Here is a 24,200-nt window from a genome sequence, read left to right on the forward strand (position 1 = left end):
TTATTACCCCTTTTTATTTTTTTAAAGCCCCACCGGCCGGCCATAACCAAATGCTTCAATCGCTGAAGCAGTTACTGCTCGCATTTTTGGCAAACATAAATCAACCACAACCTGAGCGAGATCGATTGGCTGAAGCCAATTTTCTTTATTCACATCAGGTGCAAGCTCTTCCATCATCTTTGTATCAACTGGTCCTGGACAGACCGCATTCACTCTCACTTTGTAAGGCTTTAATTCTTCTCCTAATGCTTTCGAGAATCCAATCAACGCATATTTGGAGGCAATATACGCACTTCTGTCGGGACCACCCTTTGTTCCCCAAATTGATGATAGATTGATAATCACACCGTCTTTTTTTTCAATCATTTGCGGTACAATGGCCCGGGTGCATAAATAAACGCCGCGCATATTTACATCCTGTACAAAGTCCCACTCTTCAACTGTCGTTTCTTGAAATGGTTTTAGGAGCATCACACCTGCGTTGTTTATTAAAATATCAACAGAGCCTAACTTTTCTTGTGTTTCTTGTACGGCTCGATTGATATCTTCTTCCGAGCGAACGTCCCCAGTCAGTGGAATCGTTTCGACGCCAATCTCTTCTCTTATATAATGGGCTGTCTCTTCACTTTCTGCTTGATGGTTGGAAAAAACAGCTACCTTCGCGCCTTTCTTTGCTAAGAGAATACAAGTTTCTTTGCCAATCCCTCTGCCGCCTCCAGTAACGAAAGCTACTTTGTCTTTTAATTCCAATTAGGACACCCCTTAAATTACACCTCAAGTTTTTTTGAATCTGCTACGTAAGAAACTGCATGTTCACCTGCACGGCGGCCAAATACAATCCCTCTTAACACGGAGGTTCCGCCGGGATATTTCCCGTAGTAGAGTCCAGCGGTTTCACCTATTGCGTATAGACCCGGAATGGGATCGTCATCTTGTGATAAGACGCGGCCATTCGTGTCAGTTGCTAACCCACCGTTTGTGAAAACATTGGAGCAGACGATTGGATAGGCAATATACGGTGCTTTGTCTATAGGGATGGCCCAATTGGACTTTGGAGGTGTAATGCCCGCTGCTTTTTTTCCGTCCTTTTTATCCCAATGGAATTCTCCAGGCTGAACAGCAGCATTGAATTCGTTGACTGTAGCCTTTAACTGATCTTCCGGCACACCGATTTTTTCGGCCAATTCTTCAAGCGTGTCAGCGATAATCGCTGGTTTATCCGTTTCCAATGCTCGCTCATAATTGGGGATATCGTACATTTTTTGATCGCCAATCATATAGGCGACATGTCCAGGAAGATTGTAAAAAATAGTCCGGGCCACTTCTTCGTATTGTTCATCGATGGTGGTTTTTCCCTCATCTACGAAGCGTTTTCCATTTTGATCAACCAAAATGAAGTAAGGGTAGGTCATAACAGCCGCTTCTTCACGCTTACTTCTTGGATCGACCGGTTCTGCATGGAAAGAATCAAACTGACCGGCTGTTTTTGCGCCAAGTGCCATCGCCATCCGAATTCCTTCGCCCTTGTTGAATAAACCGCCCTCGGCGACTGTCGGAATTTTATGGGCATCCCTGCCGATATACTGGGCCATCATTTCCTGATTTCCCTGGAATCCTCCCGATGCCAGCACAACCACGCCCACTTTTAATTGAAGCGAGTTGCCGCCTTTCACTCGGACCAAGAGGCCATTTACCGCGCCGTCTTCGTCGAGCAGTAATTGCCAGGCTGTTGCTTCGTATATAATCTCAACACCTAATCCGCCTGCCCGGCGCGACAGGGTGTCAACAATGGCACGTCCGCCGCCAACCGGCAGCAATCGAGGCTTTGATGATGTTAAAAACATGGTTGGAAGGTAGTCAAAATCTACTCCCTTTTCTTGCACCCAGCGAAGCGTACTGCCGGCGTTCTGAACGAGAGTTTCTATGTACGCCCGGTCGGAATAGTTATCTGAAAAAGCCAGCATGTCTTCGACAAAGTTTTCAGCAACTTCATCTAAATTCTTCATCCTCATATAAGAAGCTGTCCATCTTGAGTTCCCGCCTCTGTGGTCATAGTCGGCTCGTTCCAAAATAGCAATTTTTAAATTCTTCCCTGCTTTCTTAGCCGTTTCCGCTGCGGACAAGGCAGCTGATGTTCCGGCCACCCCGCAGCCTATTACTACAATGTCATAATCCAGATCTTTTGCCATCTCAGCTTCCTCCTTTAAATAAAGCCTGCTTTTCCGAATATTTTTCTTCCCACACTTTGATTTGATTGAGCTTAAACAGAGATTGCCTCTCTTCCCATGTACAGATCAAATCGCGGACATTTTCTTGTGAGCCTTCTGCTTTTAATATTTTTAAAGATTCAGTGATTCCTTTAATCGCTGAACGTAATACGGTATTCGCACAAAGGATGATTTTAAAACCAATTTCTTCTGCTTCATTTAAAGAGATGAGCGGGGTTTTACCGCCTTCCACAAGATTGATTACCTGCGGGATTCCCTTTAAAGAGCTGGTTATTTGCTTCAGCTGTTCCAATGTCGTCGGCGCTTCCACAAAAATAATGTCGGCTCCAGCCTCTGCATAGGCATGTGCCCGCTCTAGAGCATTTTCGATCCCATTTACGGCCAAAGCGTCCGTTCGGGCCATAATGGCTAAATTTTCATCGTACCTGGAATCCAAGGCAGCCTTTATTTTTCCTACCATTTCTTCTTTGGAAATGACATCTTTCCCATTGAAGTGCCCGCATTTCTTAGGGGAAACCTGGTCTTCCAATTGAATGGCTGCCGCACCGGCCCTTTCAAATTCTCGTACAGTGCGCATTACGTTTATGGCATTGCCAAATCCAGTGTCTGCATCAACGACAATGGGAATCGTGGTAACATCGGTCATCCTTGCAACAATATCAGCCACTTCCTTTAAGGAAGTCAGGCCCACGTCGGCCCAGCCTAATTGGGCATTGGATATGCCGGCTCCTGTGGCGTAAATAGCCTTAAAGCCTGCCTCTTCTATTAATCTAGCTGACATGGCATCATAGCCTCCAGGCAGGATAAAGGAACCTGGCTGTTTCAAAAGTGCTTGGAACTGGTTGGTTTTCGTCACTTGTACAATCCCCTTCTTTTATTAGTTCACCCACTGTAGATAAAAGCCTGATTGAAAAAATGGGTTTCCCGATTTCCATAGTGGGGATATTCTTGTTTTGTTAGGACCTGCCTGTGCCAGATTATGTTTAGATGATCATCGTGGGCGGCAGGTAACTCTAATTCCATTTGAGGAAGAAGCAATTCTTGTTCTGCTGTAACGGTTATTTGCACTGCTTGCGATTGACCTCCTGCTTGTATCGTCACGACATAACGGCCAGGGGCCGGCAAGGTATAGTAAGGTCTTACCTTTAATGCCCTACCGTCCCACTCACACCCCACTTCGTAGTGACGTCCTAATAACGCAGGCAATTCCTCTACATTTCCATTTGCTAATTTTTCTCTGATGCAGGTTGAACTAATTTTCTCACCTTGGCATTCTACTTTTTCGACTTTCGTGACTGCCAGGATACCGCCGGAGTCGTTTTTTAACCGGTCCATATTTCCCTCCCCCCGAAAGCCATAGGTATAATCAAAGCCGGCAACAGCATGGACGACACCAAGATCAATTAAATATTTAGCTGCAAACTTTTCTGGAGTTAGCGAAGAAAACTCTTTGTCAAATTCAACAATATAAAAAATGTCCACTCCAAGTTCACTAAATAATTTCTCTTTTTCAGAAAGCGGCATCAGATACTCTACCTTTGTTTTTCCATTGGATAAAACCGTTTTGGGATGAGGAAAAAAGGTCATAACAGATAATAATAGATTCTTTTCCCTTGCTTTCTGAATAGCTGTTTGAATGACCTCACGGTGTCCTTTATGAATTCCATCGAAAAATCCTAGCGCCATGACGCTCGGTTTTGCCTCTTGCTGCCAGTACGTCAGATTTTCGGGATTCAAATAAATCGTTTCCATGCAGCTGCCTCCTCGTTAAATATTCTTGGTACTACTAGTAAGTCCACAGAGAACCCGGCCGAAATTTTCTTTCGAGGTAATCGGCGACACCGTTCTGTGCGTGTAAAGAGCTGCAAAATCACGGGCGATGCGCTGCATCGGATTTCCATTGCCAACATAGGCAGAGCCTGTTGCAAGAACTAAAATATCAATGGCTTCTTTACAGGCTTGAACAGCATAGCCGATGTTCGCCAAAGCTTTTACTCGATCAAACTTACTCATATACTCGCCGCTGGCAGCGCTTGAATCGAGATTATCGGCAACTTGATAAAAATGCATGGCGGCGGTTTCAATTTTGAGGGCTGCTTCCGCTGCCTGATGGTGAGTAATGGCTGCATCGCTTAAATATTGGGTGCTTAAATTGGCTGCCGGGCGATTCGGCAGTTTTTCCATAAATAACTCGAGTGCTGCTTTCGCCATTCCTAAACCCGGCACTCCGATTGACATGGCCAGTGCCGGGAAAAGGGCCGTATTATAAAGTGGAATATCACGGAAATGAGTGGATTGGAATTTACCGTTGATCGCATCTGTAAAGGAGACAACCCGGTGCTCCGGTATAAAAACGTCTTTCATATTGATGCTGTTACTACCCGTCCCTCGTAACCCCATTACATGCCAGTCGTCAGCAATTTCCACTTGACTCATTGGTAACGTAATTAAGCCCTGGTCAATGATATTTCCTTCCTCATCCACTATCGGCATCCCGAAATATCCCCAGGAAGCATGAAGAGAGCCTGAGCAAAATGGCCAATAGCCTTCTTCGATGATGTAACCGCCTTCAACTTTTTTCACTTTAATTTTTCTTGGTTCAAATACACCGGCAAAAACGATATCATCACTAGAGTCATAAATTTCTTGATGTGTTTTTTCGGAAAAAGATTCCGAAATCATTAATTCACGAAGACAGCATAGAGCAACGACCCAGCCGGTGGAACCGCAGCCACCGGAAATTTCGGTAACGATATCGGTATAGGTTCTCATGTTGGTTTGGTAGCCGCCAAATCGTTTTGAACGAAGAATATAAAAAAGGCCTGATTCTTTTAATTCTTTAATGGTCGCTTCTGGGATTCGGCGGAATTGCTCTGTTTCTTTCGCCCGTTCGCGTAATCTTGGAACAAGCGATCGTGCTTTTTCCACAAGTTCAGTGTTTAGATCCAATAATTCACTTGTTAACATGACTTCTCATCCCTTCGGTTTGGTTTCTTGAGTAAATTTTAGAAAATTCGGTCACTTCAATCTAGAGTAAAAATAGTTTGAGTTGGAGGAGTTTTTCGTTAGTTTTTATTGGTTTTTTTAAGGTGCTGGTTGATTAAGATGTCGGGAGTGATGTTTATCCATAAAAAAACACCTAAAAAATGATTTTAGGTGTCTCTCTAAGCTATTGAATCTTCTTTCTCTCGGATAGCATCCTTTTATTCTCGGATAAGATTATTTAACACTCGCATAACCTATTTTTACTCGCGGATAAAATGATTTTACTCTCGTATAGCATTGAATTACTCTCAAATTAATATCTAAGCGCGTTCGACTCTAATCCGGCCAACACTCGCCCATAATTTTCTTTCGTAATCGTCGGTGAAAGCGATCGGTGCGAGTATAACGTCATAAAATCGCGGAAGACTCTTTGCAGTGGATGTCCTTCATAGACATATCCAGATCCACTCGCCAGCATCAATATATCAAGAGCCTCTTTACACATCTGATTAGCATACCCAATATCGGCCAAGGTCCTCACTCTTGCATGACGCTCCATATGCTTGCCGCTCTCTGCCCATGAATCAAGCTCATCAACCACACGGTAATAATGCATGGAAGCAGTGTCAATTTTCATCGCGGCATCAGCAAGCAATAAATGGGTGCTGGTGGCATCCTTTAAGTATTCCACTCCGATATGGCTGGCTTTCCGGTTTGGTAAAAACTCTTGGAAAAAATCTAAGGCTGCCTTCACCAATCCTAAACCTGGCAAACCCAAGGATAAAATCAGAGAGGGAAAGAGAGCTGTGTTGTATAACGTGATATCGCGAAGATGCGAAGAATTAAAGTTTCCCTTCAACACTTCTGAAAAGGACACAACCCGATGGTCAGGAATGAAGACATTTGTCATTTTAACACTGTTGCTTCCAGTTCCCTTTAAGCCCATCGTATACCAATCATCCATGATGTCTAATTCCGCAAATGGCAATGTCATCAAGGCTTGGTCAACCAATTTTCCGTTTTCATCGGTGATCGCCATACCGAAATATCCCCAGGTTGCATGCAGAGAGCCAGAGCAAAACATCCAGAACCCTTCCTCCACCAAATAGCCGCCATCTACTTTCTTGACAATGCATTTTCGTGGTTCATAGACTCCGGCAAACAGAACATCCTCCTCGTTCTCCCCGAAAATCTCCAGATGCGTTTTTTCGGCGAAGGATTCTGCTACCATTAATTCACGAATGGCACATAATGCTACGATCCATCCCGTTGAAGCACAGCCGCGGGAAATCTCGACAATACAATCTGCATACGTTCTCATATTGGTCTGCAAGCCTCCATACCGTTTAGGGCGAAGCAGCTTAAACAGTCCAGCGTCTTTTAATTCCTTCATTGTCGCTTCTGGGATTCGGCGGATTTCTTCCGTTTCCTTCGCTCTTTCTCGCAATCTTGGAATAAATGAACTGGCCTTTGCTACTAAACTATTGTCGATTTCTTTTGCTAAAGTCATCAAACCATCTCCTCTTTTTCTTTTAATTGGTGGATATAACGTGAGGCATTTTCCCCGGCGATCTTTCCGAAGACAGAGCCAGCTGTTAAACCGGTTCCGCCTGGGTAGTTAAAATAGAATAGCCCTCCCACCAACTCACCAGCTGCATACAATCCAGGAATCGATTGCGACAATAAATCTTGAACTTCCGTTTTATCATTTATTTTTAAACCGCCAAAGGTGAAGGTAATGCAAGAGGTAACGGCATAGGCTTCAAAGGTCCCTTCGTCTAACGTATTGGCCCAATTGGATTTCCGAACCGTTAATCCTTCCGTGCAACGCCCATCCTTCACATTAGGATTAAAAGGAATGTCTTTGCGGACGGCTGCATTGTATTCTTTCACCGTTTCTAAAAATCCTTCCTGATCAACACCATCCAATTTTTCAGCTAATTCTTCTAGTGTATTCGCTTTTACCTTCGTAACCCTTCTGCCCCGATATTCATCTCTTAAAAGGTGTGCCACCTTTTGATCGAAAATTTGCCAGGCAAACTGTCCGGGCTGTTCGAGTATGATCTTGCCTATTTTTGCATAGGTGTAATTGCGAAAGTCCGCTCCTTCATCTACAAAGCGCTTTCCTTCTGCATTTACAATTATTCCAAACGGATAACTTAACTTTTGTGAGCCTTCACCGAATTCCGGTGCATATCGATCGCCGCCGACTGCATGAGCGCCTGACCAGTTGCCACAGGCTTGTGCCCCAATATTTATGGCCATTTGAATCCCATCACCCGTATTAAACCGGCTTCCTCTTGCCTTGGCTAGGTCCCATTTCGGTCCCAAGTAGCGCGTACGCATTTCCACATTGGCATGAAATCCTCCGCTCGCCAAAATGACCGATTTCGCCAAAACCTTGGTTGTTTTCCCTTTATGTTTAAAAAAAACACCATGTACGCCTGAATCATCATGAATAATCTCAGTTGCCATCGCATCATAAAGAACCTCTACTCCCAGTCGTGATGCTTCATCATGCAGGGCGTCAACTAACCCTTGACCGCCGCCGACTGATTCGATTATCATTCCGCCCCAAAATTTGAATTTGCCGTCCACCTTAAATGCTTGCCGGCCGTAAATGGGCACAAACCTTACTTTATGATTCGTCAGCCATTTCATTGTTTTAAAGCTCTTGCTCGTTAAAATCGAGGCTAATTCCGGATCCGTTCGGTAGTCCGTAATCCGGCACATATCTTCAAAAAATTCTTCCTCCGTATAACTACCGAAGTCGGAACTATCGATTTCTTGCTGAGAAAGTTCTGGCATAACTTCCTTTAAATCATCGATTCCGTTATAAGCAAATCGGACAGATCCATGGGTATAGGCACTGTTTCCCCCTTTTTCTGCTGCCGGCGCTTTTTCTAATACAATGACCTTTGCTCCATTTTCTCTTGCTGAAATAGCAGCACACATGGCTGCATTTCCAGCACCTACAACTACTACATCGGTTTCATATACTCTGCCTTCAGTCAAAATCTCACCCTCCCTTTCAAAAAAGCCGACTCAGGTCACTGTTGAGTCAGCTTTCTTGATTAAGCCTCAATGGTAGGTTTATTCATTTCCTTATCACTAACCGTTTCACCCCAATAGGTGTTTGCAATGGAGTGATCTTCTTCGGTCCACTCCACTGCTTCCCAATCCGGTTCAAAAATGAGATAGCCGCCGCTGAATAATTCAACCCGGCATCCGCTTCCAGGGTCTAATACATACAGGTAAAATGCCTGTGAAACCCCATGCTTTCCCGGACCGATGAAATTGATCCCGTTTTCTTTCAAAATATCAGCAGCTCTCAAGATATCTTGAGCATTATCATGCCAATAGGAAATATGATGAAGCTGGTTTGGTGTTGTCGCCTCAGGTCTTGAAATAACTGCAATATCATGCACTAATGGGGTGACGCTCATCCAGCCGGCAACAACTTTTTCTTCCTGGTACTTTACATATTCACGAAGCTTAAACCCTAACTGACTGCCTAAGTAGTCAAGAATGTCACCGACATTCATAGAAGTTGCGATATTCACATGGTCAAACCTTCGTGGTGAGCAGCCGCGGGCCCAGGCTTTATAGGTTTGATTTTTTAAAACAGACCGTCTTTTTTCATCAGCTTTTGGTTTTTCGACATCATAGTAGATTTCAAAGGAGTGCTGGCTTGGCAGTTTAAAACGAATGGCACGGCCCTGCCCGGTTTCTTCACCCGCCTCAATCCACTTGACTTCGGTTCCTGCTTTTTCAAGCAGCTGGGCAAATCCCTCTACATCTTCAGGGCGCTTGGTTCTCCAGCCGATGTGATCCACATATCCGCGGTCACCTGCTGTTAAGGAAAGGGAGTGATGCTCAAAATCACCCCATGCTCGAAGGTAATAAGTTCCATTTTTTTCTTCCGTCACTTCCAAGCCAATGACATCTCGGAAAAACCAAAGTGATTTTTCTAGGTTGGGTGTCACAAGAGCAACGTGGCCCAGTTTCGCAATTTCAGGTAAAGTCATCCTTAAATCCTCCTTTAAATTTTTTTAGAAAAATAATCTTTGATTAATTGATTAAAGCTATCTTTCTGTTCAATTTGCGTCCAGTGACCAGTTTGACCGTAGACATGGAGCTGAACGTTCGGTAAATACGAAAGCAAATAATAGCTTGATTCAATCGAGCAAACCATGTCATCCCGTCCATGGACAAGTAAAATTGGATTTTGAATTCGTTTTAGGGCTGTCACTGGAACGGGAACAGCAGCAGTCGCAAAAATGGCATCATTAGACCGTTGAATTTCCGGCCTCATCGCCAACTCATAACGAGTTTCGGCAAGGGCATCGATTTCAGGTGCTAACTTTTCGGCATCATACACAAACCAGCTCATGATTTGGCGCATTTTCTTTTCCGATGGATTGTCATAGAACCCCTTGGCACGGGCAAGCTCTGTGCTAAGCTTCGTATTTGGAGTTCCGCCAGGTCCCATTAGAACTACCTTCTCAAATCGTTCAGGATATTCCAGTAATAATTCGAGCGCAATGGAACAGCCTAAAGAGTTTCCAACAACATGTGCTTTTTGAACGCCAAGTTCGTCCAGCAGTTCAATCAGCTGATTGACCCAATGATCCATCCAGCCCTGCCGATTCTTTGGCAGTGAGTCAGGATGGCTGCTATTACCGAAACCGAGGAGATCCGGTGCAAGACAGTCAAATTGTTCGTTACAGGCATTCAATGCATAGCGCCAATTGGCCCATGCAAACACACCAGGACCGGATCCGTGTAAGAATAAAATGACTTCCGAATTTCCCTCACCAGAGCGATTTAAATAAGTTTCATAGTTTTTCGTTTTGATTAACTTTTGTGTAATATTTGGCATGATTTGCTGTTTCCTCCTTATTCCGGGATTGTGAAAACCCTTTCAATAATTTGTCTTATTTAAATTTTAGAAAATTCAATTATCTCTTTCTAGAGAAAAAATTATTCGAATCCAACTACTTTTTCGGTAAAATTTATTGGTTTTTTTTCTAAAAATAAAGAAAACCGGGCAGTGAAAACCCGGTTTTTCCAATAAAACATATGAAAATTTAACTATATCACTTTTGCAATCCGTAGAGTGTCAATCCATCTTCTTTAACTTTAATTCTCCACACTTCGTTTTTCGAAGATTCGGTTATATATAAGTATCCGTTATGGAAAGCAAGGTTCGTTACGAAGGTTCCTGCGCTCTTAGGTAAGCGAATGATACCACACTTGAATCCACTGGCGTTTAAAACGACAATTTCACCAGCTTGGAAATGGGCTACATAAAGATTTCCTTTTTTATCTACAGCTAATCCATCTGGCCCGATTCCACCTTCAAATTGTCCAAAAACAAATGGGGTTTCCGGTGAAGCTATAGCATTTTTTGATGGAACAGAAAGAATTCGATTTTTATCAAATTCAGAAATATATACGCGCTGTCCGTCCGCTGAAAGGGCTACTCCATTTGGATAAGCAATATTTTCTGCAAAAAGGACCGGTTCAGAACTGTTAGGTGGTAAGTAAAATACACGACCAGTTGGATGTGTTGCACTTGAACCTATCGGCTCTGTAAAATAAATTCCGCCTGATTCATCAAATACTAAATCATTTAGTCCCTTAAAAGGACTACCATTGTAGGTTTTAACAATAGTGGTTCGCTCACCTGTAGAAGGATTGTATGCATACAGTTCTCCTTTTACATCGGTTATAAATAGACGTCCGTCCTTGTGAAACTTGGCCCCAACAGGCATATTATATTTCTCGCCAACAGTAACAACTTTGTCCCCTTCGACAGTCATGATTTCTCCAGTCATGGGACTAACCATCCAGATGTTACCATTACGGTCGAAATTTATCCCCTCCATGAATCCGTGCCCAGTGGCGATTTTTTCCCATTTAGTACCAGGTTGAATAATTTCTGAAATTGAGTGTCGATCTTCTGGCGGTACGGGTTTTGATTCATATAATGCCTTAGCTCCTGCAAAGGTTGCAGTAACAAGTGAGAATATTAGAATTAATGTTAATACGAATCCCTTTTTTTTCATGTTTCGCCTTCCTCCCTGATTTAACTAAGATTCACTAGGAAAAATTAGTGTGTTTATCCATTCGTTATCTCTACTGGCCCTGCATCAACTAAATCCTTCTGATTATTTTTTACTAGTTTTAAAGTGAAAAGAGTGACGAGACTGATCAGCAAGAATGCAGCAATTATAAACATCGCTTGTTTGAAAGTTAAAACCCCCATAATATATGGCCCTACAAAACCGCCCAAGGAAGATAGGGTACTTACTAATGCAATGCCGGCAGGAGCTGTTGTTTCCGAAAAGAAGAAGGTTAAATAGGCATAGAACGTTCCGGAAATACCATATAATCCTGCTGATGTAATGGAGAGCATAAGGACCATAAGCGGTACCGTTGATACGAAGGCACACCCAATGAAACCAATCATGGCAACCGTTACACATATTCCTAAATGCAATTTATGGGAATTGGTTCGGTCCGCATTCCAGCCTGTAAAAAGAATCGAAGGTATCGCAATAATATTAGGGATCATTGCAAGCCAGCCTATCTGCAAGTTTGTCGTGGAAGAAGCAGATAACGATTTAATGATGGTCGGCATCCAATAAGAAAGAGCATTCACGGCAATAAAACCTGCAATATTAAATAACGCTAGCTTCCAAAGCTTTGAATCTTTTAGCATTCCAGAATGGGAGGTTTTGTTTACTTTCCCGCTTACCTTTCTTTCCTTCTCTAACTCTCCTTCAAGCCAAGTTTTTTCTTCAGAAGTCAGCCATTTTGCATTTGCAGGTTTGTTTGTTAAATAAAGGAGGGCGACAATCCCTAAAATTACAGCTGGAATCCCTTCCATAATGAACATCCAGCGCCAGCCTGCCAAACTGCTCCAGGTTATATTATCCATAATCCAAGTTGACAAAGGTGCACCAATTAGCCCGCTTACGGGAAGGGCAACAAAGAAAAGGGCCGTTGCTTTACCTCTTTCCCGCGCTCTGAACCAATAGGTTAAATATAGAACAATCCCAGGAACAAAGCCTGCTTCAGCTGCTCCTAATAAAAAGCGTAATATATATAAGTGTGTCGCAGACTGAATAAATCCAGTTAAGATGACTACGATTCCCCATGTAATCATAATGCGGGCAATCCATAAACGGGCTCCAACTTTATTTAGTATCAGGTTGCTTGGAACTTCAAAGAGAAAGTAACTGATAAAGAATAAACCAGACAATAAACCAAATGCTTCTGCCGTTAATGCCAAATCAGCATTCATCTGCAGGGCCGCAAAACCTAAATTGATCCTGTCCAAAAAAGCGATAACATAAAGGAGTAAAATAAAGGGCAGTATTCTTCTCATTGTTTTCTTTACTGTACTTCTTTCAACAGCTGTTACCTGGCTCAAACAAACCCCTCCTAAAAAATCAATTAAAAATGCTTACATTTATAAATTTTAGAAAATTCTGTATTTTATTTCTAGAATAAATTTTACTTGATTTTTTACTATTTTTAGGTAGATTATATTGGTTTCTGATTTTCGGTAATTTTTATTGGTTTTTTCCATATTTACACGTAAAAAAGAGCACTCCAAAACGGAATGCCCTCAAATCTAAAGATTTTATTAAATTAAATTTCCAGCTCGCCCAAAGCAATCAGAGAATCTAAGATTAGCAAAAGTTGATAGCTTTGTGATGAATCGCGTAGATCTTTTTGAATCAGATTTTCAATCTTGTTGATTCGATACATAAGGCCGCTCATTGATAGAGCTAGGTCATCCATCGTTTGTTGGAGTTTCCCGCCATTCGCTAAAAAAACATAAAGAGTTTTTATCAATTCTTTCTGTTTGCTATCACTTAATTTATAAAGAGGGCCCAGCTCTTGTTTGGCAATTTTCTTTATTCCGCTGACATTTTTTGAATTGATCAGTACACCGACAATTCCTAAATCGCTAAATTGAATAAGTTTCTTTTCGGTAGCCATTCGTAAAGCAATTAACGATTCTTCCAAGTTATCTAAAACACTTTCAATTTCTTCTGATTTATCACTGATTCCGATTTTATAATGGTAAGCGGGATAGGTCGTTTCAATATGTTTAAGAATTTTTTCCATCGCACGCAAAATGTTGGCCATTTCAGGTATCAGCATGATAAAGTTTCCTTCATATTGACCTATTAAGGCTTTATATCCCTGAATATCCAGATATTTAGCGATCGATTCTAAAAGCTGTTCAACATGATCTGTTTGTTTCTTTGCTGCCTTCCCATTTTCTTTGTAGTCAATTGCTGCAATATAAAAGGGATTTTCAAGATCCATTCCCATATATCGCCCGCGATTGATGATTTCCTCTCTGGAAGAGTATTGTTTCTTTAGAATTTGCTCTAAAAAATATCCCTTCATTTTTTCTAGTGCTTCAAAACTTGTTTTCTCATTTAAAAGGAGCAACGACGCAGCATTTGCGACACGCTCAATAAACATAATATTATTCTCAGCGCTTTTCTCACAATCTCCCGAATAAAGAAAGGTGCAATAGCCAATTACTTTTTTCTGCACAATGATCGGTGTAATAAGACGTTCCTGATGTTCTGTTTTTAATCGGGTTGTTTCATTAAATAGGAGCAAACTATTTTTCTTCCTATTTTTTCGAATTAAACTTTCTTTTAGTTCTTTACTGAGACGGCTATATTCAACGTCATCCAATCCAGCATAAACAATTTTTTGAAAGCTTAAATCCTCTATAGATAAGGGAATCCGTAAAAGTTTAAATGTTGTATTAGCAATTTCCTGAAGATTGCTGCCATTTGATACGCTTTCCGTTAATTTTTTATGAAAGATCGATACCTTTTCGATATAATTCCGCTGCTCCAGCAATTGCTCATAGGTATACTCTAATTCTTCAATAATATTGGTTTCATGATAGAATTTCAACTCATCCTGAATATCGCTTCTCCAATCCTCCTGAAGCCTTGCTTCAAAGCAGCATTCTGCATCCCCTTTGGCAATACAACTCGTTTCTTTTACAATGACACTTTTCTTACAAACGGTCGACATATAGCCGCTTGCATAGCCGGTTAAGGTATGACATGCTGGCATATCTGCTAAACCGTGATTTTTAAGGTGTTCATTTGCTTCAAATGAGTCAATCCACTTCCCTTTTCCAATAATCGATTTAATCGTTTCTGAATCACTCATTTCTATAACTCTTTCAGACTGTATATCTTTTATATGACCAGTACTGAGATGAAGGATGGATGCTTGTTTAAGAAGGTCGTCAATCGAGGTACTTGTTAACATGGCCTCTTCTGCATCACTGACACCCAAGCTCCATCCATAGCGAAGCAGAAATCCCTTGGCTCTTCTTGTCCCTAAGTTCTCTATGATTCCTTTACGCAAAAGTCCAAAGGCCGAGGTAGTCGTGAGAATTTTTTTATTTCCTTCTTCTGAATGGTGTGGTTCCAGAATATTAACCAGGTTCCCCTTCATGATCTCACCTTTTTCCTAATACGGATTCAATTCAAGTGTGAATAGGGTCTATTTTGAACTAACAAGGTTTTGGCTCTTTACCACTTTATTTGTTTGCTCGCCAAGATCAATTTTCCCATTTGTACTTTTTATTTGGCAGCGAATGGTATCCCCATCGTTTAGGTATTTACCACCCTCTAATTGCTTCTCCGCAAGTAAGTCCAGCTTTTGCTGATATGGGACAGACAAGTTTGATAGCAATGCATTTACTTCTGGTGAAAGATTCAGTGCAACCCCGCCGCCAGTGCCGGTTACGATTAAATCCCCTGGAGATAGATCCAAAACCTCTGAGAGTTCAGTTAGTGTTTCTGCAGGTTTGTATAGTAGTTGACTAGAATTGCAGGACTGCCTTAATTCATCATTTACCCAAAGATTGAGCTGAAGGTCGTGAATCAGTGGCAGTTCATCTTTTTCAAGCAAGTAAAGATAAGGGCCAACAGGACAAAAAGTCCGAAAGCTTTTTCCTTTTAGCCATTGGCCCTGAGGCAATTGAACATCACGGGCAGAAACGTCATTAACAATCACTAGACCAGCAATATAATGATGAAGATTTTCGTCTGTCACTTCCAATTGCTCCGTGATATCCGCTCCGATTACCAGCCCTAATTCAAGTTCATAGTCCAGCAGTTTTACATTCAAAGGGCGAATAATTTCACTATATGCACCGCACAAAGAACTATCGGCCTTACTAAAAATCATATTAAAAGGCGGCCTTGCTGCTTCCATTCCTGTTTCGGAACGATGTGTAGCGTAATTTACTCCCTGACAAATTATTCTCGCTGGCTTAGTCACCGGACTCAACAATGTTACTTCATTTAATGAAAGGCTCTCTGCCTTTTCCTGATTTTTTATTTTTACTGCTTCCTCTTTCCCCTTTTCCAAAAAGTCAGCTAAGCTGTTAAATGTACCTTGTAATACACGGATTATTTCGCCAGATAGAACTCCCCATCGTTCTTTTTTGTCTTTTTCAAATCTTACAACCTGTATCCCCAAATTCCTGTCCCCTTTCAATAATCAAAATTTAGTTAATATAAAGACTCCTTACATTCTGCATACAAGGAGTCTCCCATTTCATTTTCTATTTAAACGTTGCAGATACTGAACCAAGATGATCAAATTCTGCGGTGAAAATGTCACCGGGTTCGATGACAACTGCCTTTGAAAGTGCTCCGGCTAGAATGAATTCTCCTGCATGAAGAGAAATTCCGTAGCTGCCAAGCGCATTTGCGAGCCAGGACACCGCCATGGCCGGATGTCCCATTACCGCTGCTCCGATTGCCGAATCTAGAAATTCACCATTTTTATAAACTCTCATCCCAATTCTAGCAAGGTCATGACCATTGATTGGGGTCGTTTTTTTACCAATTACCGCTCCGGCTGATGAACCATTGTCAGCAACTGTGTCCTCGAACTTGATTTGCCAATCCTTTATCCTGCTATCGATAATTTCGAGTGCCGGAACAACATAATCTGTTGCATCGATTACATCCTTTAACGTAATCCCAGGGCCTTGTAAATCTTTTTTCAAGACAAAAGCCATTTCAAATTCGACTTTCGGCTGAATAAATCGATCTAGCGAAATGGTCTCACCATCGTCAAAAATCATGTCATTTAGGAGATGTCCATAATCAGGTTGATTTACATTAAACATTTCCTGCATGGCTTTACTTGTAAGGCCAATTTTCTTTCCAACTATCACCGAACCATTTTCTACCTTCCGACGGATTTGCTGAAGCTGGATTTGATAGGCATCATCAACAGAAATAACTTCTGGTGATGATGTGAAAGGCTCAATCGGTTTTTTGTGGATTTCCGCCTCCAATAAGGCAGTTGCTGCTTTTTGAATATCCATTAGTGATGCCCTCCATTAAAACTTATGACTAAACTGTAACAGTTTTTTCTTCAGCTAATGCGCGGTAACTTCCGCTGTAAAAAATAAGCGGTTCTGCCTCTTCTAGATGAATATCAGTAACTCGCCCGATAAACAAGGTATGGTCACCTTCCACATGCTCTGCCGAAACCTCACAGGCAATTTGGGCGACAGCGCCGGCCAAAACCGGTTTTCCATCCAAACGGTCAAACACCACTTCACGTGGTTCCTTTATTTGACCTGCAAAAATCATCGAAAGTTCCTGTTGATCGGCTGCTAAAATATTGACGGAAAAAGATTTGCTTTGCTTTATTTTTTCAAGAATGCGGGCTTTTTCCCCGATAGAAACAACAACTAGCTTTGGACTAAGTGATACCGACATGAAGGCATTGGCTGTCATGCCATGTACATCACCATCAAGGTCAGTAGCGATTACCGTTACACCCGTTGCAAATTTTCCCATTGCTGTTCGGAATTGACGATCATCCATATTTATAACCCCTCTTTGCTATTTGATTTATGCCTCAATGGTTGGATTGTTCTCTGGCTTAGTATCCATCTGGTCGCCCCAGAAGGTAAAACCGATATCCATTTCATCTAACGTCCATTCAATTGGTTCCCAATCTGGTTCAAAGATCAAATACCCATTTGTGAATAATTCGACTCGTAAACCGCTTCCAGGATCGATGGCGTAAATGTACATTGCTTGCGAAATTCCGTGTTTACCTGGTCCTTTAAAGAAAATTCCGTGTTCTTTTAAAATATCTGCTGCTCTAAGGAGATCTTGTGAATTGTCCAACCAATAAGATATGTGGTGGATTTGATGTGTAGTTGGTGAGAATGGGTCATGGCTGACGGCAATATCATGAACTAGTGGCGTGACGCTTAACCAGGCTCCGATTAGGGAATCATCTGGTGCTTTTACGTATTCACGCATTTTAAATCCAAGCTTTTCTTTTAAATAATCAGAAATTACATTTGCCTTTAATGAAGTGAGGATATTAACATGGTCAATTCTTCTTGGAGAAACACCGTGTGCCCATGATTTGTAGGTCTGATTCTTTAACACCGAACGTTTAGAAGGCTCCGCTAGTGTTTTTTCCATGTCATAGTAGATTTCAAAGCGATGTTCACTTGGCAGCTTAAAGCGAATCGCTTGTCCTTGTCCTGCTTCCACACCAGCTTCAATCCAAGTGACTTCTGTACCTGCTTCTTCAAGAAGCTTGGCAAATCCCTCTACATCCTCAGGACGTTTTGTACGCCAAGCGATATGATCAATATGCGGTTTATCACCAGCTGTTACTGATAGAGTATGATGCTCAAAATCTCCCCACGCACGTAAATAATGAGTACCTTCCACGACTTCTGTTTCTTCTAATCCAATGATTTCCTTAAAAAACCACAGCGATTTCTCAAGATCAGTCGTAACTAAAGCAACATGCCCTAGCTTTGCAATTTCTGGCAGAATCATAGAATGGACCTCCTGAATTTCATAATATTATAAATACACACTCTATATCAAATAATCAAAATACTTTTTTTACAGAAATATTGGTTTACGAGGTTAATTAAACAAAATAAGTATTCGGTTCCTGTCCAGATAAAACTCTTCCATATGTTTCAATTAAACTAGAAGGTGTAATGAATCCATGTAAATGCATCGCCAAGAAGTCTCGATATACTAATTGAAGGGGATTATTATTGTAAGTAAACATAGAGCCAACGCCAGCAACAAGGAGATCAATGGCTTCTTTACATAATTGGTTCACATAACCAAAATCGGCTTTCACCTTTATGACTTCAGCTGTGTCCATTACTTGGCCGCGCTCTGCATAATCGTCGATCTTATCTACGGCACGATATAGATGCAATTGTGCGGAATCTATTTTCAACTGGGCTTGGGCAACCTGTAGATGTGTAATCGGTGCTTCAGCTTGTTTATGATAGAAGGTATTACCAATACCAGCCTTTGGAAGCCTTTCCATATAAAGATCCATGGCAGCCTGTGCAAGACCAAGTGCTGGACCCACAATCGACAAAGTCAAGGATGGAACAAATGCGGAGCGATATAGACCAACGTTTTTAAGCGGCTCAATTAAATAATGGCCTTTGCTTGCTAAACGATCCAATGAAACGCGGTGCTCTGGAACAAACACATTTTGAACTCGGCAGCTGTTACTTCCGGAACCCTTTAACCCCATAACATGCCAGTCATCAAGAACTTCTATTTCTTCGCGAGGAATGACCATGATGGCAAATTCTACTCCGCCTTTATCATCGACTAGAGGGAATCCAAAGTAGCACCAGTCAGCATGAGGACTGCCCGAAACAAAGGGCCACTGCGCCTCTTCCACTAAATATCCACCGTCGACCTTTTTTATATTGCACTTGATTGGTTTAAAATTCCCGGCCAATACAACATCTTTGCCTGTACCATAGATTTCATTCAGTGCTTTTTCTCCAAATGTGTAGGAGATCATGTAGTCACGAATATTACTTAAGCACACGAACCAGCCAGCAGATCCATTGCCGCGGGAAATTTCCGTCACCACTTCGGTAAAGGCCCTCATATTGGTCTGATAACCGCCAAACATATGGGGTCTTAGAACTTTTAAAAGCCCCTCTTTTTTTAGATCATCCACAATTTCATCGGGGATTCTGCTTTTAGTGTCAATATCTTGACTATACTCTCTTAATTTAGGAATGAGGGCTCGAGCTCTTTCTACCAAAACATTTTTTGTTTCTAAAACACTTTGTTCCATAGAATAACCTCCCTTTTTTAGTCCGAGAAATATGATTAATTAAATACTCGATGCTTTAAATCAACATTCTGATATTTTTCACCTACTAATTGGGCTACCCGTCTCATATGTTTTTCCATTAAACTTTTCGACATTTTACTATCCTTTTCTTTTAGATAGTAATAAATCATCCAGTGCTCTGATTGGGACTGCTTTCTTCGCTCTGGGGTAAACAATTCCTCCGGGTTCCCAACAAAATTTAGGTAATCCCAAAGCTGTTTTGCTAGATTTAACGTATAAGTTAATTTAGATGCTTCATAAATGGTCCGATGAAAGTCAATGTTAAGACTGGAATAATCGTCTGTAGATAAATCCGGATTATCCATTTTTGTTAAAATGGTTTCCATATACGCAAATTCTTCATTGGTTAAAGATAATGCAGCCTGCTCCGTCATTAAGGCATCCAGATTGGCACAAACTAATAGTCGTTCGATTACTTCTGCCGGGTCTGGCCTTTTCACATATACTCCTACTTGAGGAATAATAGAAAGGAACCCTTCCTGTTCTAGTTTTGATAATGCCTTGTGAACAGGGGTGCGGCTAATATTTAACTTTTCGGTTATTTCATTTACATTGATGGCGGTCTCGGGTTCCCAGACACCTTCTATTATTTGTCTTTTTATATAGCGATAAGCCTTATCAATTTTCATCTCATACACCTGCAACTCTCTCTTGGATTGGTTATCCCTATAATATGGCAATTCTCAAGTGAAAGTCTATCATCACTTTAAGAAATACTAGTTTTATCTACTAAAATAGGGAATCAACGGTGTATTATGGAGATTCATTTCTATAATTCACCACTGAAAAAATCCGATGTAAGTTTGATAAATCTTTCCTTTTGTTCTACCTGTGCCCAGTGGCCGCAGCGCTTGAAAACATGCAACTGGGCGTTTGGCAAATGATTCATGACGTAAAGGCTGCTTTCGAGTGGAACAAAGCGGTCCTCATGACCATGAATAAGTAAAATCGAATGATCCATTTCTTTCAGTGCTGAAGGAGGGACCAGCATATCAGACAAATGGGATTTTGAAAAATTCTCCTCGTATGATTTGCGGACTTCCGGTCTCAAAAATACCTCTAACCTCTCAGCCACTATTTTTTCCAATTCATCCTCAAGGATTCTTTTATCATATAAGAACCAGCTTAATAAATTTTTAAATGCAACAGGATCAGGATCTTTATGGAAGTTTGCTAATTTAGCAAGCTCTGGAGTTGGTTCAGTTAATCCTCCGCCTGCACCCATTAATACTACCCGCTCAAATCGATCAGGAGCGTACATGAGAAGATGAAGGGAGATGACACCGCCTAGTGAGTTTCCCACCAAATGGGCTTTTTCCACTCCTAGATTATCCATCAAATCTAAAACCTGCTTAACCCTTACTTTCATCCACTCCGCACCATTTTTCGGGTACGTTTCGGGATGGTCGGTATTAGCAAACCCAAAGATATCCGGCGCCACTACATGAAATTTTTCTTGGAGATGTGGTAATATGTGCTGCCAGTTTGATTTGGCACTCACCCCTGGCCCGCTCCCATGAAGAAAAATGATTGTTTCAGAGGCTTTATCCCCGCCTTCATAAATAAAAGTTTGATAGTTACCAGTTTGAACCTTTTTTGCTAAAACATCTGCCATTCGTCGAACCCTCACTTTGTAAAAATATTTTGGTTTAGGAATAATTCATCTAACTAAAATTTTAGTTTTGTATTTTTAATACAAAAGTAGTAATAAAAAGGGTAAAAAAGCGCTTTCTTTTATTAACTATAATTTTACTCTTCGATATTTATCCTTGTCAATGAATTCAGAAAATTATTTTTACTCGAACTTTATGTAAGGGAAATTGTTTAAATTTAAGAAGCTAAAATAACGAAAGTTGATTTCATCATTTTAGCTTCATTTTTCAGAGGAATATCATTGACCGATGGTAACTTCCAAATCGCTCTTCGGTGCCCTTACGCTAAGCGCCCAAATCAGTGCAAGTACAATGAGTCCCACGGCACTTACTGCTAATGGGAATCTGCCGATACCCTGGTTAAAGATGTTTTGGACAACTTGAAATCCAAAGGGTCCCAAGATTCCGCCCAACCCTTGACCAACTACTACTAATCCTACAGCTGATGCGCCTGCAGGGGATAGTTCAAAAACTTTAGCAAACACTCCAGGAATCCCAATTCCCATTGCAGCACCGCCAATCAGACTTCCCACAAAAATCATCGGTAAGTTTGGAGAAAAGTAACAAACAGCCATCCCTGCTCCAGTAAATAAAACAGCTATAGGTAAATAATAATTTGGAAGTTTGTTTTTTATTTTTCCAAAAACAAAGCCGGCAAGCAGTGTTCCAAAGGTAAAGACAGAGATTGCAAGGCCGGCCTCAGTTGCAGTCCCCAGTTTATCCGCTTGAATGACAACTGAAATGTTTGTTACATACCCATAAATTAATCCAGAATAGATTACCTGCCCCAAGCAAACCCAATAGATTGCTTTTGGCAGTCTTGGCTGTTGAACTGCCTGAGTTGTTTCCGCCTGCTGTTTCTTTTCAGGCTCTGGAAGGTAGAGAATAGTAATAGCAAGGATCCAGATTGGGAATAAGTAGGTTAGGAAACCATACTGCCAGCCAAAAGCATCCGCTAATATTCCGCCGACTAACTGGAAGAAAATCGCTCCAATACATGCAATAGAGGCAGTTCCAAGTCCAATTAAGAAATCTCTTTCTCTGCCGTCAAAGAAATCCGTAATGATATCAACTGATAAAGGCATTGTGATGCCAACGCCAAGTCCTAAAATTCCTCTCATCACAATGATTAATGGCAGGCTGTCAATAAATGTTGGCATTATTCCGCCGATGATGAAAAGCGCTAAACCAGTAAATAATAGAGTTCTTTTCTTGAAAGTTTTGGAAAGTTTACCGTAAAAGAGTGCAGGAATGATTTGAATTAATCCCGGGAAGGTAGCAACTAACATGACGATGGTGGGATCATATTGTGGGAAAGCTTTAATGATGTCAGCCATGATGGATCCGGCTACCCCTGCAGCAACATCTTGGAATGCAAGAATAACAACTAAAAACTTAAGGAAATTTCTGCTGATTGACTTTACAGCCATTTTATTACCTCCCCAAATTAAAAAATAAACTATGAATCCGCTTTCACTATTAACACTACAAAACTTGTCGTTTTCGTGGCCAGCAAAAACAACAGACTAAAATTCCAGTTAGAAAACGGGACTGAAATTCTAGTTAAGGGGTTTTTCTTAGAAAAACTATAAAAAAAGCGCTTTTTTTAATAACTGTAATTCTACATTCGCGCAAGTATACTTGTCAATATATTCGAAATATTTTTTATTTTTAAAAATACCATCATTATTTCGCTAAAACACAAAAAATGCGCCTGATTTCTCGGCGCATTTTTCGGAATTAGGTTTCAGGTAAAATTATAGTTGAAAGACTTTTTCTAAAATAGAGATTATTCCTCTGTTAATTTCCGGTACTTTCCACTGAAATAAATAAGCGGCTCAGAATCCTCTATTTTAATTTCTTTTACTTTCCCAATAAAAAGAGTATGATCACCTTCTACATGAGCAGCTGAGACTTCACAGGTAATTTGGGCAAGCGACCCATGTAAAACGGGTATTCCTCCCAGCCAGTCAAACTGTACTTCACGATGTTCTTTCAGTTGTCCGGCAAAAATCATCGACAGCTCCTGCTGATCAGCAGTCAATATATTCACCGAAAACGATTTGCTTTGTTTTATTTTTTCCAGCATATGTGCTTTTTCAGCTATTGAAACAACTACTAGTTTTGGATTAAGGGAGACAGACATGAAGGCATTTGCTGTCATTCCATGCACTTTGCCATCCACTTGTGCTGCTACCACTGTTACACCTGTAGCAAATTTCCCCATTGCGTTACGAAATTGACGATCATCCATCTATACCACCACTCCCTGTTTACATACTATTTAATGAATATGTCTACAGTGATATGGAAATGATTATTTAATCAATTTACGTCCTCATTGTACAGACACTTTACGTACCGTTCTTATCGACCGTTATGGCGAAAATTCTTTGCTGACGGGATTTATGAACCGCTCTTATCGACCGTCAAGGTGATAATTCTTTGCAGACGGGCTTTATGAACCGCTCTTATTGACCGTCATGGCGATATTTCTGAGCTGACGGGCTTTATGAACCATTCTTATCGACCGTCATGGCGATAATTCTAAGCGGGCGGGCTTTATGAACCGCTCTTATCGACTGCCATGGTGATTATTCTAAGCGGGCGGGCTTTATGAACCGCTCTTATCGACTGCCATGGTGATAATTCTAAGCGGGCGGGCTTTATGAACTGTTCTTATCGACTGCCATGGTGATAATTCTAAGCGGGCGGGCTTTATGAACCGCTGATGCCGGGCACACTTTAAAAAGCAGGCACAAGGAAACTGTACCTGCTGCATTACTTGTCATCAAACTATATATTGGAAATGAGGATTCCAAAACATGCGGAAAATAATAAAATATTTAACCCAATCCCAATTAATGCACCTTGGCCCATCCGCTTTTTTCCCTTCGTGAAACATACAATTGGAATCACCAAAAGGGCGATTGCAGCTAAACCTACATAACCAAGAAAAAAAGGTGACCCAATTAATAATACTAGTAACCCAATAAGATAAATTCCGAGTGTGATCCCTATTCCAATCCATAGGTCTTTTAAGGAGCCGCCCTTCTGATTCCCCTGATTTTGACTCAAATACGTCCAC

General features: G+C 41.2%; 22 protein-coding genes. All 22 read right to left on the minus strand.

Annotation, left to right across the window (positions count from 1 at the left end):
* Positions 1 to 21: 21 nt before the first annotated feature.
* The 22 genes from LC455_RS04085 to LC455_RS04190 all read right to left on the minus strand — a co-directional run bounded on the left by LC455_RS04085 (position 22) and on the right by LC455_RS04190 (position 24,190).
* Positions 22 to 750, minus strand: a complete 729-nt coding sequence (locus LC455_RS04085; protein WP_223588390.1) for an SDR family NAD(P)-dependent oxidoreductase — start codon at positions 748 to 750, stop codon at positions 22 to 24.
* Positions 751 to 767: 17 nt separating this feature from the next.
* Positions 768 to 2,189 (minus strand): FAD-binding protein, encoded by a 1,422-nt coding sequence (locus LC455_RS04090; protein ID WP_223588392.1) that lies wholly within the window; start codon positions 2,187 to 2,189, stop codon positions 768 to 770.
* 1 nt (position 2,190) lies between these two features.
* Entirely contained in the window at positions 2,191 to 3,084 is an 894-nt protein-coding gene (locus LC455_RS04095; RefSeq protein ID WP_223588393.1) for an isocitrate lyase/PEP mutase family protein, read from the minus strand.
* A 26-nt stretch (positions 3,085 to 3,110) separates the two neighbouring features.
* Positions 3,111 to 3,980, minus strand: a complete 870-nt coding sequence (locus LC455_RS04100) for an FAD synthetase family protein (protein ID WP_223588394.1) — start codon at positions 3,978 to 3,980, stop codon at positions 3,111 to 3,113.
* A gap of 15 nt (positions 3,981 to 3,995) precedes the next feature.
* On the minus strand, positions 3,996 to 5,195 hold the full coding sequence (locus tag LC455_RS04105; RefSeq protein ID WP_223588396.1) for an acyl-CoA dehydrogenase family protein: 1,200 nt from the start codon (positions 5,193 to 5,195) through the stop codon (positions 3,996 to 3,998).
* 331 nt (positions 5,196 to 5,526) lie between these two features.
* Entirely contained in the window at positions 5,527 to 6,723 is a 1,197-nt protein-coding gene (locus LC455_RS04110) for an acyl-CoA dehydrogenase family protein (protein ID WP_223588397.1), read from the minus strand.
* Positions 6,723 to 8,228, minus strand: a complete 1,506-nt coding sequence (gene tcuA / locus LC455_RS04115) for an FAD-dependent tricarballylate dehydrogenase TcuA (RefSeq protein ID WP_223588399.1) — start codon at positions 8,226 to 8,228, stop codon at positions 6,723 to 6,725. The genes LC455_RS04110 and tcuA overlap by 1 nt, the downstream gene beginning before the upstream one ends.
* 59 nt (positions 8,229 to 8,287) lie before the next feature.
* Positions 8,288 to 9,241, minus strand: coding sequence for a VOC family protein (locus LC455_RS04120; RefSeq protein ID WP_223588400.1), 954 nt, complete (start codon positions 9,239 to 9,241; stop codon positions 8,288 to 8,290).
* 14 nt (positions 9,242 to 9,255) lie between these two features.
* A complete protein-coding gene (locus LC455_RS04125; protein WP_223588401.1) occupies positions 9,256 to 10,095 on the minus strand; it encodes an alpha/beta fold hydrolase in 840 nt (279 codons plus the stop codon).
* A 217-nt stretch (positions 10,096 to 10,312) separates the two neighbouring features.
* Positions 10,313 to 11,284, minus strand: a complete 972-nt coding sequence (locus tag LC455_RS04130) for an SMP-30/gluconolactonase/LRE family protein (RefSeq protein WP_223588403.1) — start codon at positions 11,282 to 11,284, stop codon at positions 10,313 to 10,315.
* Positions 11,285 to 11,337: 53 nt separating this feature from the next.
* On the minus strand, positions 11,338 to 12,654 hold the full coding sequence (locus LC455_RS04135; protein WP_223588404.1) for an MFS transporter: 1,317 nt from the start codon (positions 12,652 to 12,654) through the stop codon (positions 11,338 to 11,340).
* A gap of 221 nt (positions 12,655 to 12,875) precedes the next feature.
* Complete coding sequence (locus LC455_RS04140) at positions 12,876 to 14,729, minus strand: V4R domain-containing protein (protein ID WP_223588405.1); 1,854 nt, start codon at positions 14,727 to 14,729, stop codon at positions 12,876 to 12,878.
* A 48-nt stretch (positions 14,730 to 14,777) separates the two neighbouring features.
* Positions 14,778 to 15,761, minus strand: a complete 984-nt coding sequence (locus LC455_RS04145) for a fumarylacetoacetate hydrolase family protein (protein ID WP_223588407.1) — start codon at positions 15,759 to 15,761, stop codon at positions 14,778 to 14,780.
* 85 nt (positions 15,762 to 15,846) lie between these two features.
* Positions 15,847 to 16,620 carry a 2-keto-4-pentenoate hydratase gene (locus LC455_RS04150; protein ID WP_223588408.1) on the minus strand — a complete coding sequence of 258 codons (774 nt, stop codon included), beginning with the start codon at positions 16,618 to 16,620 and terminating at the stop codon, positions 15,847 to 15,849.
* A gap of 28 nt (positions 16,621 to 16,648) precedes the next feature.
* The gene (locus LC455_RS04155) at positions 16,649 to 17,128 is read right to left on the minus strand and encodes a flavin reductase family protein (protein WP_223588410.1); all 480 of its coding nucleotides are present in this window, start codon (positions 17,126 to 17,128) and stop codon (positions 16,649 to 16,651) included.
* A 27-nt stretch (positions 17,129 to 17,155) separates the two neighbouring features.
* On the minus strand, positions 17,156 to 18,109 hold the full coding sequence (locus tag LC455_RS04160; RefSeq protein WP_223588411.1) for a VOC family protein: 954 nt from the start codon (positions 18,107 to 18,109) through the stop codon (positions 17,156 to 17,158).
* Positions 18,110 to 18,206: 97 nt separating this feature from the next.
* Positions 18,207 to 19,400 (minus strand): acyl-CoA dehydrogenase family protein, encoded by a 1,194-nt coding sequence (locus tag LC455_RS04165; protein WP_223588413.1) that lies wholly within the window; start codon positions 19,398 to 19,400, stop codon positions 18,207 to 18,209.
* A 35-nt stretch (positions 19,401 to 19,435) separates the two neighbouring features.
* On the minus strand, positions 19,436 to 20,089 hold the full coding sequence (locus LC455_RS04170; RefSeq protein WP_223588414.1) for a GntR family transcriptional regulator: 654 nt from the start codon (positions 20,087 to 20,089) through the stop codon (positions 19,436 to 19,438).
* 140 nt (positions 20,090 to 20,229) lie between these two features.
* Positions 20,230 to 21,075, minus strand: a complete 846-nt coding sequence (locus LC455_RS04175) for an alpha/beta fold hydrolase (protein WP_223588415.1) — start codon at positions 21,073 to 21,075, stop codon at positions 20,230 to 20,232.
* A 276-nt stretch (positions 21,076 to 21,351) separates the two neighbouring features.
* Positions 21,352 to 22,542 (minus strand): MFS transporter, encoded by a 1,191-nt coding sequence (locus LC455_RS04180; RefSeq protein WP_223588417.1) that lies wholly within the window; start codon positions 22,540 to 22,542, stop codon positions 21,352 to 21,354.
* Between the two features lie 359 nt (positions 22,543 to 22,901).
* The gene (locus tag LC455_RS04185; protein ID WP_223588418.1) at positions 22,902 to 23,366 is read right to left on the minus strand and encodes a flavin reductase family protein; all 465 of its coding nucleotides are present in this window, start codon (positions 23,364 to 23,366) and stop codon (positions 22,902 to 22,904) included.
* Between the two features lie 542 nt (positions 23,367 to 23,908).
* Positions 23,909 to 24,190, minus strand: a complete 282-nt coding sequence (locus LC455_RS04190; protein ID WP_223588420.1) for a hypothetical protein — start codon at positions 24,188 to 24,190, stop codon at positions 23,909 to 23,911.
* Between the last annotated feature and the right edge of the window lie 10 nt (positions 24,191 to 24,200).

This window comes from Neobacillus bataviensis (assembly GCF_019969725.1).